General features: G+C 39.9%; 10 protein-coding genes and 2 pseudogenes. 4 read left to right on the forward strand and 8 right to left on the reverse strand.

Translation table 11 applies throughout. The features are described 5' to 3' along the window. Positions 1-175: 175 nt before the first annotated feature. Entirely contained in the window at positions 176-322 is a 147-nt protein-coding gene (locus ACX27_RS32265) for a hypothetical protein (protein WP_158507349.1), read from the reverse strand. On the opposite strand from ACX27_RS32265, the gene ACX27_RS06240 reads away from it, so the two are divergent. Next, positions 321-599: a hypothetical protein gene (locus ACX27_RS06240; RefSeq protein ID WP_062289787.1), complete on the forward strand. Its 279-nt coding sequence runs from the start codon at positions 321-323 to the stop codon at positions 597-599. The two genes, ACX27_RS32265 and ACX27_RS06240, sit on opposite strands and share 2 nt — an antisense overlap. A 95-nt stretch (positions 600-694) precedes the next feature. On the opposite strand, the gene ACX27_RS06245 is transcribed toward ACX27_RS06240, so the two are convergent. Beyond that, positions 695-2419, reverse strand: coding sequence for a diflavin flavoprotein (locus ACX27_RS06245; protein WP_062289790.1), 1725 nt, complete (start codon positions 2417-2419; stop codon positions 695-697). A 263-nt stretch (positions 2420-2682) separates the two neighbouring features. Between ACX27_RS06245 and ACX27_RS06250 the strand changes: the two genes are divergently transcribed. Then, positions 2683-3447 carry a pantothenate kinase gene (locus tag ACX27_RS06250; protein ID WP_062298186.1) on the forward strand — a complete coding sequence of 255 codons (765 nt, stop codon included), beginning with the start codon at positions 2683-2685 and terminating at the stop codon, positions 3445-3447. Here ACX27_RS06250 and ACX27_RS06255 read toward each other — a convergent pair. The 6 genes and pseudogenes from ACX27_RS06255 to ACX27_RS06285 form a co-directional block, all read right to left on the reverse strand. Beyond that, positions 3434-4247: pseudogene (locus ACX27_RS06255) on the reverse strand (alpha/beta fold hydrolase). The gene ACX27_RS06250 and the pseudogene ACX27_RS06255 sit on opposite strands and share 14 nt — an antisense overlap. A gap of 87 nt (positions 4248-4334) precedes the next feature. Then, a complete protein-coding gene (locus tag ACX27_RS06260) occupies positions 4335-4829 on the reverse strand; it encodes an NUDIX hydrolase (protein ID WP_062298188.1) in 495 nt (164 codons plus the stop codon). 1384 nt (positions 4830-6213) lie between these two features. Beyond that, positions 6214-7599, reverse strand: coding sequence for an argininosuccinate lyase (argH, locus tag ACX27_RS06270; protein WP_062289796.1), 1386 nt, complete (start codon positions 7597-7599; stop codon positions 6214-6216). A gap of 63 nt (positions 7600-7662) precedes the next feature. Further along, complete coding sequence (locus tag ACX27_RS06275; protein ID WP_062289799.1) at positions 7663-7869, reverse strand: hypothetical protein; 207 nt, start codon at positions 7867-7869, stop codon at positions 7663-7665. 283 nt (positions 7870-8152) lie between these two features. Continuing rightward, the gene (locus ACX27_RS06280; RefSeq protein WP_062289803.1) at positions 8153-8812 is read right to left on the reverse strand and encodes a PEP-CTERM sorting domain-containing protein; all 660 of its coding nucleotides are present in this window, start codon (positions 8810-8812) and stop codon (positions 8153-8155) included. A 673-nt stretch (positions 8813-9485) separates the two neighbouring features. Further along, positions 9486-12054 (reverse strand): annotated as a pseudogene (locus ACX27_RS06285) (hybrid sensor histidine kinase/response regulator). A 626-nt stretch (positions 12055-12680) separates the two neighbouring features. Between ACX27_RS06285 and ACX27_RS33430 the strand changes: the two are divergent. Together ACX27_RS33430 and ACX27_RS33435 are read left to right on the forward strand one after the other, a co-directional pair. Next, positions 12681-13649, forward strand: coding sequence for a serine/threonine-protein kinase (locus ACX27_RS33430; RefSeq protein ID WP_235526527.1), 969 nt, complete (start codon positions 12681-12683; stop codon positions 13647-13649). Continuing rightward, complete coding sequence (locus tag ACX27_RS33435) at positions 13612-14784, forward strand: tetratricopeptide repeat protein (protein WP_235526528.1); 1173 nt, start codon at positions 13612-13614, stop codon at positions 14782-14784. The genes ACX27_RS33430 and ACX27_RS33435 overlap by 38 nt, the downstream gene beginning before the upstream one ends. The last annotated feature ends 164 nt before the right edge of the window (positions 14785-14948 follow it).

A 14948-nucleotide genomic window follows, 5' to 3' on the forward strand; every position in this document is an offset into this window, starting at 1 on the left:
AAATCACTATTTTCTTCTTATTAAAACAAGTTGAAATTAACAATTTTTATATTAAAAAATTATAATGATTTTCTCTAAATTAAACATTATTTTTCTCTCTAAAAATTGGGATATTTCTCATAAAATTTTTTTGCTTTAGTGATTGACAAGTATAATTTTATACTTTAATATAAAGTCATGATAAAGGCGATCGCCCAATTCCACCAAGAAACAAGCGATCGCCCTTATCTAAACCCAAAACTGAATAAAAGCGATCGCGTAATTCCGGCAAGAAGGCGGCGATCGCTTTTATAAAAACCCAAACCTGGAGTTTCAACACCATGATTGCATATTTACTACAATTTGCCCAATCCAAATTAGTGCAGTTCTTAGGCGCAAATACCAACTGCCCCAGCCGCCAGCAATTCGCACCACAGCCATTTCCCCACAGAGAACCAATCAAACATTTACTCATCGGTTCTCCCAAAGCTGTCACCAGTACAATTCATCACTTGCATCTGCTGGGCTACGCTAATGTTGCAGATTGGAGTCCACTGCTCCCAACCGACAATCCAGATGAGGTGATGAGTATTTTAACTCGGCAAATTTTGATGCAATAAGTAGTGCTGAGTAATGAAAAAGACGTTGCAGTGCAACGTCTTTTTCATTTGAAAAGTCTTGAGCGAAAATAGTACACTTCAGACTTCAGACTTCCTTAATAGTGATTTCCTACTTTGCGATGATGCACGGCTGTCAGTGATTCAGGTTTGGAAACTCGACCGCCATTGACTGTGCTATATACTGCCCAGTGGTCGCCGCAGTCCATCCGGCTGACGACTTCGCATTCCATATATGCTAAAGCGTCGGCGAGGATAGGTGTACCATCTTCGGCGGGCTGGGTTCGCACACCTGCAAAGCGGTCTGCACCGGGGGCGAACCGTTTGAGGAAGTGGCGCATGAGTGTTTGATAATTGCCTTCTTCTAAGACATTTAACACGAAGCGATCGCCTACTTGCATTAAGGATTCAATCGCCCGGTCTTTAGCGACTGCGATGGAGAATCCCAAGGGTTTGAAGCTGGCTTGCGCTACCCAAGAAGCTAACATCGCGCTGGATACGTCGCCTTTTTTGGCAGTAATAATATACAATCCACCACTGAGTCTACCTAGGGCTTTATCTAAGTCTGCACTCAGAGATTTCATCGCCTTGATACTGCGATCGCGTGTTACCCATTGTCCTAAGTCTGTGCCAGCTTCTTCACACTGCTTGTAAGTATTTTCGCTGGGTTTGTCACTAAGTTGGATGACCGGGAATGCTACGTGTAATCCCAACGCACGGAATTTTGTTAATAGGGGGTAAGTCGGCTCATCATTACCGCCACCAGTTTCAAATATACCAATGGCTTGTTTATCTTTAGCAGAACCTAACACGGTACTGAGTGCGGCTTGAGCAATGGTATCACCAGCCGATGGCGGCGCACCAATGACTAAACCAGAACAACGCCCAACTAGTTCGCGCAATTCTTGTAAATCCGTTGCTGAACCCAAATCTACTACTTCTACGGCTACGTCGGTTTTGCTGATACCGTTGATAATTGATTGGGCTAGGCGATCGCTATAACCGTATTCTGAAACGTAAAATACACCTACAGTAGTTTCTGGTTTCGCTTGGTTCTGACTCCATTTGCGGTAACGCTGGGTAAGTTCCTCAACGTTGTGATAGAGTAACGGCCCGTGACCTGTAGCAATCATTTTCAGCCCAGGTAATTCGCCCATCCGCTTCATTGCAGACAGTACCGAGCGCGAATTCGGCCCCATCAAACATTCGTAGTAATATTTAAAATCAGCTTCAATAGTTTTTAAGTCTTCGTCAAAGGTCGCATCGGAACAATAGTGCATTCCGAAAGCATCGCAGGTGAAAAGAGTTTGGGTTTTATGGTCAAAGCTGAAGATTGTATCCGGCCAATGTAAATTAGGAGCGATGACAAATTCCATCTCGTGACCGTTACCTAAATCTAAGCGATCGCCATTTTTGACAATTTGCCGTTTAAATGGCTGATGTACTAAATCTTCCAAAAATTGAATTGCGACTTTGGAAGCCACTACGGTAATTTCTGGAGCCATTTGTAACAAATCTTTCACCAAGCCACTATGGTCTGGCTCAGTGTGGCTGACAATCAAATAATTGATATCTTGAGGATTAATCAACCCTGTGAGCGTATCAAAATACAGCTTACGGAATTTCTCATGGGAGGTATCAACTAAGGCAATCTGCTCACCGCGAATCAAAAATGAGTTGTAGGTAGTACCATTTTGTAACCCAAACTCAATATCAAAGCGATCGCGATCCCAATCTAGAGAGCGAATTGCCGTCGTATCTTGAGCAATATCCTCAGTCTGTATAGTCAGCCGTTTTTCCGTTTTCTCGGTGAGCGATACCATAAATCCCCTCTCAAACACAATGAGTATTTATTCCGCTTGTTCTATTTTGACACGGTTTAAATGTTAATTTTTATTAAAAACTCTATAGTTAACTTAAAAAAATCAAAAGAATGAAACCGCATATATTGAAATCTGGCGCTAACCATTAGAATCGCAGCTACAAGAATAAAGCCTGCCAACCCAGACTGGAAAAACTAGACTCTACTCTAGTCCGCGCAGGCGGACTTTGTTTGTATAGCCGCGATTTTAGTCGTTCGGGTGGTATGAATATACAGAAACCTTGGTTGGCTTTGGAGATAGGGAATTCCCGACTGCATTGGGGATTATTCGTAGGCGAAACCCTTGACTGTACATGGAATACAGACTATCTACCTGATTCAGTTATACAGCAGTTGGGTAACGGTCGAACCTTAGATGAGTTCCCAGCCAAGATTTTTACCCTTCCTAGTTCCCTTCCTTTAGTAATTGCTTCTGTTGTTCCCAGTCAAACCGCACTTTGGCAAAGTTACCCCAATGTGCGAGTAATTACCTTAGAGAATGTACCTTTAAAAAATACCTATCCCACATTAGGAATTGACCGCGCCTTAGCTTTGTGGGGTGCAGGTATAAAGTTGGGATTTCCCATATTAGTCATTGATGCTGGAACCGCCTTAACTTTTACAGGCGCAGATAGCGAACAGAATTTAGTTGGCGGTGCAATTTTGCCAGGATTGGGTTTACAATTTGCGACTTTAGGTCAAAAAACCAGCCAATTACCACAATTAGAAACACAAAACTTCACCTCATTACCACCACGTTTTGCACTAAATACACCAGAGGCTATTCAAAGTGGTGTTATCTACACCTTGTTAGCCGGAATCAAAGATTTTATGACAGCATGGTGGGATTTATATCCTAATAGTAAAGTGGCGATTAAAGGAGGCGATCGCACTTTATTATTTAACTATCTGCAAACTTTATACCCTGAAATAACAGCCCATTTAATTGTAGAACCAAACTTAATTTTTTGGGGAATCATATATGTTTAATAAAATCATGAATCTCTTCTGCCACAATTCCGGCACACTCTTCTGGTAAATCATTGCCAGCATGAGCCACTAATTTAAAATCAACTTGGGGAATTAATTGTTTATAAGTTTGGCTTTGAAAAACAGCATCAGAAGTATCTTGTCCACCTTGTAAAATTAACACGGGAACTTCAATTAAATGCAACTTATCTTGTAATAACTCAGCTTTAATTTCTGCTGTCTGTCTTTGAAATAATAACTGACAAGCTGCGGGATATTTGAGTAAATGTTGACGTTGCTGTAAGTCTTGCTCGATTTTTTCGTGCCAACCGAATATTTTAATGATGGGTCTGATAAATTTGAAAAATTTCACTAATAACGGAGAAAATTCTAATAATTTGCGTCGTTGTTGCCAACGTTTTTTCTTGTTTCTCAACTTCTACACCTTCTGGTGCTAAGAGAACTAAACCTTCTACCTGTTCTGGATATTTCAAAGCATAACTCGCTGCAATCCAACCTCCTAGAGAATGACCTACTAAGTACACTCTTTCCAGTCTTAAGGCTTGTAGTAGTTCCGCGATAGACTCTACTTGTAAATCTATCGAGTGATGAATGTTTGGCTTATCAGACTCCCCAAAGCCTAACAAGTCTGGTGCAAAACAATGGAAATTTTTCGCCAGTTTTTCCATTACTGATGACCACTGGCTACTATCGTTCCAAGCGCCATGTAACAAAACCACCGGAATACCTTGACCAGCTTCGCTCCAAAATAACAATCCTTGGGAGAGTTTTCTGCGGGAGTTACGTAGTAGTGTATCCATTTTATATATAAAAATTACATCATAGTAGATTGTAGTTTTTATATTGGATTTTGTAATTAAAACTCCCAGAGAAAATCTAAAGTATTGTTACGCCAGTGTTGTCAAGCCGTTTAAGTAGTCCTTTAGCTGTCGAGAATGGTCATGGGACATTGGCCCTGTTGGTAAAGCACTCGGAGAAAAAGCTTGAATTTCCAAGACTTCTAAAGCATCTTGAATTTCCATTTCTCCTTTGACTTCGGCTTCCACCACAACGCAAATCGAATGAATGCGAGGATCTCTGTCTGGTGCAGAATAAACACCTACTAAACGTTTAATCGTTACTAATTCCAGTCCTGTTTCCTCTATCAATTCTCGTTCGACTGTACTGGGAATATCTTCTCCCCAGTCCACCATTCCCCCTGGTAATGACCAAAGACCATTATCCCGTCGGCGAATTAAGACAATTCGACCATCAGGTAATATCGGAATAATACTTGTACCAGTAATAGGATGACGAAAAATAATACCTAATACTGTTTGTCCATAGCGCCATAAACCACGTATAGACTGGACAAATGCTCCAAAAAAAGCCAGAACGTTCAAGCTCAAAATTTTGGTGTTATGTTTTTTGATTTCTTGCACTCGCATTTACTCAAATAGCTAATTATTGAGATTGATTCCACACAAAGATGCTTGTGCTTTGAGAGTTTCTTCTTAGAGGTTATTTGAAAAGTATTAAGTGATTTACTTAGTAATTTAATATACGTCTACATCTATACTAACTTGTTGGCAACTGATTGAGAAAGCACTTTCATCGACAATTATTCAGTTAAGTCTTTCCCCAAAGAATTGCTACAAGGCTTGGCTAACTGATAACTATTGACACAGACTAGTCCTATTTGATTTACAAACTAATTCACAAACGCAGGGAACGAGAAACAGGGAACACTTCGACAAGTTCATTGCATCGCAGGAACTAGATTTGTTTGAGTCTCATTTAGGACATTTATACTAAGAAAATCAAGCAAAATACTTGATGGTTTTCAAATATCATCTAATAGTTTTTGTATGATATATCAATTTTAGCACTGAATTAAATAATTATTTTTGTAGTATTATATACATTATTTAAGTGGGTGAATAGATAGGAATATATTGAAATTGTCCTGACGAAATATTTAATTTATAGAAAATAGTTGATTTATTTGTAGAAAAACATTATCTAAATTATATAAATCATCGTCCTAATTTTGAGTTAGCGATCGCCTGTGATTTTTAAATAAAGCTATTCTCAAAATTTCCAATTCAAGTTTTACTAATTGCTGCTTTTAGCGATTATTTCAGTGTTTGACTTGTTCGCCTGATATAAATCAGCAAAATTTATATTGACATGCTTAAAATTAATGCGATACAATTGTATGCTGTTCAAATAAAGTAGTTAGACTGCTAAACTAGGGGAAAATCATATCAATAGCATCAGCCTTAGTAGCTGATAATGCCTAAGAGATGCCTAGTTTATCTTTTTTTGTTGTTTATTAATGAGGTGAACATGGCAAAGCGCCGTAACCCGAAAAAAGAAAAGGCGCTACGGAACCAGGCATACGCCAGAAAGTTTCGTAAACGGACTACAACGGGAAGAATGCAAAGAAGATTCCAGCAAAGATCACCGAAGAGTGAGGAAGATGAGGGCGCAGCAGCAGTTGACGCTGAGTAAGCCGCCAGCTTAGTTTCTGATTCTCTAAGTGATTCTAATTTTAAGGGCGTACAGATGTACGCTCTTATTTTTTGAAGGATGAAGGCAATACAAGACTTTTAACCTTGTAATATCATGTCCGCTTGATTACTTACAAAAACCGAAGAACCCCACCCCGCCACAGCTACGCTATGTCTCCCCGCCCCGTCAACGGGGAGGGGTTGGGGGTGGGGTGCAAAGATTGTGGGAATCACAACTAATTAACCGGACATGATATAATATGTAACCTATTACCTATTCCCTGATTTGATTGCGGGCATTATAAATTGCTTTGCTGACTTGGGCAAAACCTGTCCCACCATAACTATTACGGGCGGCGACAACTGTCCGTGGGGCGATCGCATCATAAATATCAGCCGCAAATGTAGGATGTATTTGTTGCCATTCGTCTAATGTTAAATCTTTCAAGAGTTTGCCAGCAGCAATACTAGTTTTTACTACCTTGCCCACCAGATTATAAGCTTCTCGAAAGGGAACACCTCTAGCAGCTAAATAATCTGCGACATCGGTAGCATTAGAAAAGTCTTCCGCGACGGCTGCGTTTAAACGCTGGCTACGAAATTCCAAACCTTCCCGTAGCAAGATTGTCATTGCTTCTAAACAAGCTTTGACAGTATTCACGCCATCAAATAAACCTTCTTTGTCTTCTTGTAAATCTTTGTTATACGCCAAAGGCAAGCCCTTCATAATCACTAACATTGCTTGTAGATGACCAAAAACACGCCCAGTTTTGCCGCGTACTAATTCTGGTACATCGGGGTTTTTCTTTTGGGGCATAATGCTAGAACCAGTAGCACAGCTATCTTTGATGGTGATGAAGCGAAATTCTTCAGAAGCCCAGAGAATCACTTCTTCTGAAAGACGGCTGAGGTGAACCATAATCAAACTAGCCGCACACAAAAATTCAATGGCAAAATCGCGATCGCTCACGCCATCTAAGCTGTTAGCATAAACATTATCAAAATTTAGCAATTGGGCTGTGTAATGGCGGTCAATGGGGAAAGTAGTTCCCGCCAAAGCACCGCAACCCAAAGGCGAAATATTCACGCGGCGATAAACATCACCCAAACGTTCCCAGTCGCGCTGTGCCATTTCAAAGTAAGCCAACAAGTGATGGGCTAAACTCAAAGGCTGGGCGCGTTGGAGGTGAGTATAGCCAGGAATCAGGGTTTCAATGTTATTTTCGGCTATATCTAATAAAACTTGTTGAAATTCTCGCAGTTGAGTGCGAATTTGCTGAATTTGGTCGCGGAGATAAAGTCTAGTATCTGTACCTACTTGGTCATTACGCGATCGCGCCGTATGTAACTTTTTCCCCACATCGCCGACAATTTCGGTAAGTCGTCGTTCTACGGCAAAATGTACATCTTCAGCATCAATTCCTGGTTGAAACTTGCCTTGGCGATATTCCTGACGAATTTGTTCTAAACCTGTAACGAGTTGTTCGCCTTCTTCAGCAGAAATGATCCCTGTATGCGCCAACATTTTGGCATGAGCTTGAGAACCAGTCAGGTCGTATTCGATTAATTCAATATCAAAATTAATGCTGGCATTAAAACGAGCGATCGCAGGATGTAAGGCTGATTCAAATCGCTGGCTCCAGGTTTGTTGTTGCGTCATAAAACAAAGGGGAATTGGAAGTAGGCAAATACTCTAATCCCTACTACCAACCCCCTGTCTGTGTCAACCGTAGCTGGTAAGATTGCGAAATAGCCAACCAATCACCAAACCAATCAGTAAAGCCCAGACTTGACCTGTTTGTATAAAGTGATTCCAAGCTTTCTGCACCTGACCCATAAGATTGGGGTCACTAACTTGCTGCGCCAACACCATTACATTCATCGGCAAATGCCAAAATAGCTGAAAAGTTAAATCGTTGAGGTAGTGCATACCGAGTCCCAAATAAGACCTTTATGTCATAACCTCTAGTTCTAGGTGATGTCCAGTATTTAGCCAACTTAATTCCAAGGAGTATTCGAGGTAGCGATCGCACCGTCATTACTTGGTAAAGTTTTCTTTATGTTTCAGGATTTATGTTTGTTCGTAACGTCATCAAAAGAAAAGGGTTCCTTTGCGAGGAGAGAAGGAACCCCAGTGCGTATTTGCGTAAAAAAAGAACTCTGCAATCAAGCTAATCCAGTTTATGAATTATCCCCGTCTTTCAGGAATGCAACTATGCTATGGGTGCTTTTTGCTTACGCTTCACCCATAAACCCACAACACCAGCAACAGCAACACCAGCAGTAGAAACAGGTTCTGGAACTGGTACAACAGTTCCAGATGTTATTCCTATTCTTCCAGCAGTTAAATTATCGTTGATGTCTATGACACTACTGAATCTTCCGCTAGATGCAACAGCCATAGGTAAGCCTGTAAAACCAGAAGGAAATTTTAATCCAAAACTTTCTGTTACTTCACCTTCGCTTGTACCTATGTTGTTACTAAATAGCAAATTATTTTGCATTACTTGACCAGTATGTCCCAACAAGCTGCTAGAAAATGTTCTCAAAATATTGTTAGAAGCATCTTTGAGAACGATAGACCAATCATTCAAAGAGACGCTTGTAGCAGTCGGTAGTTGGTCTATATCTACTGTATAAGTTCCAAAAAAAGAACCATTTTGTAAATCTACAGCTACTCCAGTGGAACCAGAAATAGCTTGAGGTGCGAATTCTCCAGAAATATTAAATGTTTTTAAAGTTACAGCTTGTGCAGGTGCATTACCCACAGTAGCTAACATTGCAGCACCAAGGGCAATACCAGCAGTAGCTTGAGATAGTTTTTTGTAAGATTTTGTCAGCATGAGTTGAGTTTCTCCAGAAATAGGTTTCATAAAATGGGGGGAGCGCAAATAAACTTTTTGCCAAATTATTTCTGCACTAAAAAGAAATTTTTAGTGGTTCATAAAGTAGACATCAAGTTATTGCATTAATGGCAAGTTATATATCAATCAGCTTGATAGCCTCAGTAGTTTCTTTTAAGTGATTTCCTACTGATTTGCATAATGTTGAAGCAGCACGAAATGCGCTGTAAAAGCGATATTTACGCAAATCAACATAAATCGAAATTATGAGGTTATATAGCTTTTGCAATGTCAGAAATGCTTTAGTGGCTACGCACTAGCTCAATTAAAGAAGTACACTAATTTAGCTTGCTGCCTTACATCTCTAATTAACTCCCTAATTCCTTAAAGCTCGATTGTCATCGTTGCCTTTGCACATTTCTATACTGTCAGTAGAAAAAAAAAAACGGCAATAAAAATCTGGTTATTTTACGAAAAGATTAAATTCCTATTTCCGTACTATCTCAGGGAAAATTCTCTCAGTATTTGATTACGTAAGGATTTATCAATACTTATATCCGAAGATGTCACATTACTTACGTAAATTTTACTTAGTGGAAAGTTTACAATGAAAGGGTTTAGGGGCTAGAGGGGACAAGGGGGACACGGAAGCAATCTTTCAACCTTGTCTACCTTCCCTACCTTGTCTACCCCCACTCCCAACTCAGCACTTAACCAAACTAGCGATCGCTTTTACTAATGCGTCGGGATCAACTGGTTTCGGTACGTGTAATTGGAAGCCGGCTGTAAGTGCTTGTTGTTGGTTAATTTCGCCAGCGTAGGCTGTAAGGGCGATCGCGGGGACATTACCTCCTTGTTGGGGCGTAAGCTGGCGTACCTGACGAATTAGCATATAACCATCTACTTCGGGCATTCCAATATCACTAATTAAAATATCTGGTACTGACTGCGACAATTCAGCAAGGGCGGCGGCGGCGGATGTGACGGCTGTAACGTCCACACCATAATCATGCAAAATAAATGTGATTAAGTCGCGGATATCTGGTTCGTCATCCACCATTAAAACTTTGATACCAGAAAGATGACCAAACTCAGATTCACTTGTTAAAAATTCATTTTCTGGTCTTCTGACTGGTTCGTTAATCACAATCAAAGGTATCCTCACTGTAAAAGTAGCACCCAACCTTCACCGGGACTTCTGCCTTGACTGTACCGCCGTGCATTTCTACTACTTGACGCACAATCGCCAGTCCCAAACCCAAGCCGCCAAATTTGCGCGTTGTCGTCCCATCCGCTTGACGAAAGTAATCAAACACATAAGGCAAAAATTCTGGTGAAATGCCTTTACCTGTGTCATTGACTTGAATTTGTGCTTGACCATCAATTTCTTGAACGTGAATTTCTACCTGTCCAGCATTTGGGGTAAATTTCACAGCATTGGAAAGTAAATTCCACATTACTTGTTGTAAGCGATTAGCATCACCCATAACTTGCCCGATATTGGGGTCAAATATAGTGTGAATTTGAATCGATTTGGCTTCTGCTGCCAAGCGTACTGTTTCTAAGGCTGCTTGCACAACCATTACCAAACTGACTGGACAGACATTTAAGCTTAATTTTCCTTGGAGGATACGTGAAACATCTAATAAATCTTCGATTAACTGAGTTTGCAATTTGGCGTTGCGTTCAATTGTTTCTAAGGCTTGTTTTGTAGTTTTTTCATCAAACTTGCGATTTCGCAGCAATTTCGCCCAACCTAAAATCGGGTTGAGTGGAGTTCGCAATTCATGGGAGAGAACAGCGAGAAATTCATCTTTGATGCGGTTGGCGATTTCTGCTTCTTGACGCGCCATACGTTCGGTTTGCAAAAGTTGATCGCGTTCTTGTTCGGCGCGTTTGCGATCGCTAATATCTAAAACAAAAGCTACACCCCTATCTTGAGAGTCAGTTAACAACGCTATCCCTAAAACAACGGCTACTCGCTTACCGTTGCGTTGGACATATTCTTTTTCGTAAATCTGCGAAACTCCACTAACCTGGACATCTGCAAGGGCGCGATCGTCTAAATCTTGATATTCTAGTGGTGTAAATTCTCGCCAGTCAATTTTCCCCACAACTGCAAACTCATCACGGGTATAACCAACTAACTGTAAATAAGCATCGTTAGCATCAGTGATGAAACCCTCCATATTCCAAAAAGCCACCCCAACCAGGTTAGACTCAAACAAGCGGCGGAATCGAGCTTCACTTTCTCGTAATGACTGTTCTACTTTTTTATGGGCTGTAATATCACGGGAAACGACAATTACCCCTTCAATACTTTGGGCGTGATTGCGTAGGGGCGTGAGAATATATTCGTAGTCACGTAATCCTTCAATTGTCAGTAATTGACATTCATCTTTAATTGATTCCCCAGAAGCCATCACCGCTTGTTGCTGAGTTTCCACTTGTGCAGCAAAATCATGGGGTAAATTCAAGTCTCGTAATGTTTTACCTAAAACTTCTTGCGGTTGAAAACCTAAGATAGCCGCACCACCATGACTAATATACTGATGGCGACCAGCGCGATCAAATATATAAATATGATCTACAGAGGTAGCAAGGATAGCATTTAACAGATTAGCTTGTTCTTGGACTCGGCTAGTTAATTGACGGGTGTTTTCTTCTGTCTGCTTCCGCCCACTAATATCCAGGCATACGCCAAACATCCGTATTGCCTGTCCTTGCTGGTCATAGTAAAATCTTCCCTGAGAAGAAATCCAATGCAAACTTTGGTCAGGCCAAATAATCCGAAATTCGTCTTTGTAGTCGGTTTTGTTGGTTAAGGCAGTGGTAATATTTGTTGTGACAGATTGCCTATCTTCAGGATGCACACAAGCTAAAAAAGCAGCGTAAGTATTTTCAAAGCTACCCGGAGTTAAACCAAACAGCAGTTGATGACTTTCTGACCAAATTAATTTATCAGCCAAAATATTCCAGTCCCAAAAACCCATCCAAGCAGCATCAATAGCCAGTCTCAAGAGTTGTTCGCTTTCTTTCAAGGCGATTTCAACTTGTTGTCGTTCTGCTTTTTCTTGCTGGAGTTGTTGCAGCGTCAATGCTATGTCTGCTTGATTATGAGAATTGAGACTTTTTGCTGTCAGTTTTGTCTGTAATTCAGTTAATTGTGCTTCTAGTGCAACTTGCTGACACTGATATTGAATTTCTAAGTCTTCTAACTCTGCAACACGCTGCCGTAAAGCTGCTAATTCATCTTGGTCATGGTCTGGCATGTTGAAAACCACTTGCAATAAACAATCTCAGTTGAAACGGCAGAGACCCTATCGTTGGAATGAGTATGGATTTTTTTGGGCAAAAATGCAATCTCTCACTGGGTACATAAACTATTCAGCCGTAAGATATATAGTAATTACGCTGTTATTTGGGCTGAAATTACACCCAAATTCTACAAAAAATACAGCTAATAAATCCCTTAGACTAGGAAGTCTGGGGATATACAAAAAAAAGCCTGCACTCCGACAAGCTCAGTGACCACCTCCGCAAGCTAATTATATACTTCCTCACGCTGTTCTCAAACTTAAGATAGCAATATTCATCTCCACAAAGCAGGCAATATCTCTAATAGAAATCATAGGCATTGGTCATTAGTCAAAATGTAAGAATTTAGGAGTCAGAAGTCAGAATACAGAATATTTTGTAAATCAAGGTTTTCCTAGACAAAAATGCTCATATTTTTAGACTATGAGTCATCACACTCTGACCACTTCTGTATTCTGTATGCTGAATACAGAAGTCAAAAGACAAAATTTCACACTTTATACTTCATACTTTACACTTCACACTTTTCCCTGTGGCAATATTGGAATCAGACCGTGTTGCATTTAGCTAGGCAAACGAAATGCTGGGAAACACACTTGTTGGAAGATACCAAATTATTAGCTATTTGGGAGGTGGGGGATTTGGTGAAACCTTTGTAGCTTGTGATACTCAACTTCCAGGTTCGCCGCAATGTGTTGTCAAGCAACTCAAACCCCAAGTTAGCAATGCAGCTACCTTAGAGATAGCTAGGCGGTTATTTGACACAGAAGCACAAGTTCTTTATAAATTAGGCACACACGATCGCATTCCCCAACTGTTAGCTTATTTTGAAGAAAATGCCGAATTTTATCTTGTCCAAGAATTTATTCCCGGTCATGATTTAACTAAAGAGTTAATGGCGGGAAAAACTCTGAGTCAAGACCAAGTTATCTTACTCTTACAAGAAATACTCGAAATCTTAGAATTTGTTCATCAACAAAATGTCATTCATCGTGATATCAATCCCCGCAATTTACTCCGCCGCGACTCTGATAGCAGATTAATTTTAATTGATTTCGGGGCGGTCAAACAAATTACAACCCAAATAGTAACACCAGAAGGACAAACAAAAGCTACAGTTGCTATTGGTACTCCTGGTTATCTCCCTAGTGAACAAGCCCAAGGTACACCAAAATTTAGCAGTGATATCTATGCAGTGGGTGTCATTGCTATTCAAGCTTTGACGGGAATACCTGCTGAAGAGTTAGAAAAAGATGCTGAGACAAATGAAATTATCTGGGAAAATAAAGTGCAGGTTTCGCCAGATTTTGTCAAATTTATCAATAAAATGGTTTGTTATGATTTTCGGCAGCGTTATGCTTCAGCAACAACAGCATTAGCAGCTTTAAAAAATATCATTCAGCCTGATCAGCAAACCATCAATATATCTCCGGGCATTTTACAAAAAAATCTTACTCTTAAAAAGCATAGTAAAAATTTATTTATCAAGTTATTATGGGCATTTTTTTTTATTGGCTATCACTGGTATTGCAGCTTTATTTGTTATTAATAAAATTAATGCCAACAATGCTGTAGAATTATCTAAACAAGGAAATACATTATTTGAATTACAACGCTATCAAGATGCTTTATCCGTTTATAAACAAGCAGTAAATATTAAACCTGATTATGCTCAAGGCTGGAATGGACAAGGTAAAACATTATTTAAATTAAAACAATATGATGCAGCTTTGACAGCTTATGAGAAAGCAATTCAAATTCAGCCAGATTATGTAGATGCTTGGAGTGGCAGAGGTTTTACTTTACAAAAATTACAACGCTATCCAGAAGCGATCGCAGCTTTTGATAAAGCTTTACAACTCCATGATGATTACCCAGAAGTTTGGAATGCCAAGGGTGAAATTTTTACAGAATTAAAGCAATATGATAATGCAATTAAAGCTTACGATAAAGCTATAGATTTAAAATCCGATTATGTCGAAGCTTGGTATAGTAAAGGCTTGGCATGGCAAAATTTAAAAAATTATGAAGAAGCGATCGCAGCTTATGATCAAGCCCTAGAAATCAAATCCGACTATTATCAAGCATGGTATAATCGGGGCAATGCTTTGGTAAATTTAAACCGCTACGAAGATGCTTTTAGAGCTTATGATAAAGCGGTACAATACCAGCCGAGTTATTATCCAGCTTGGTTATCTAGAGGTAATGTCTTGATTACCTTACGCCGCTATGCAGAAGCCGTAGAATCATTTAACCAAGTAATCAAAAATGATGCAGATAATTACCAAGCATGGTATAACCTTGGTTGGTCAAAACATCAACTACAACGCTACGCCGAAGCCATCGCAGCTTATAATAAAGCCGCCAGTATTAAACGCAACGCTGATCAACTGTGGTACAGTTTGGGAAATTCTCAATACAATTTGCAGAAATATGCAGAAGCGATCGCAGCTTATAATAGGGCATTACGCTACAACCCAAAACATTACGAAAGTTGGTATAGCCGAGGCAATGCCTTACTCAATTTAAATCGCTATCCAGAAGCGATCGCATCTTATAATCAAGCTATTAAATATAAGCCTGATTATCAAGAGGCGATAACTGCACGCAACCAAGCCGAGAATCAACTACACAAAGATAAATCAAAACCCATCATCGTTCCCACAATACCTAATTCCAATTAAATATTCTCTCCTCCACATCCTGGTGCTGTCCACAAACAACCTAATCCCAGTTTTTCCCATTGGCGTAATGTGGCTGTGAATGTATGTTGGTAAATCTATCAATGACGCGCAATTAGCACTGTCAAACTTTCTCTATTCAGGCTCAATGCTATAGGCTTGATTTT

Source organism: Nostoc piscinale CENA21 (genome assembly GCF_001298445.1).
Lineage (GTDB): Bacteria > Cyanobacteriota > Cyanobacteriia > Cyanobacteriales > Nostocaceae > Nostoc_B > Nostoc_B piscinale_A.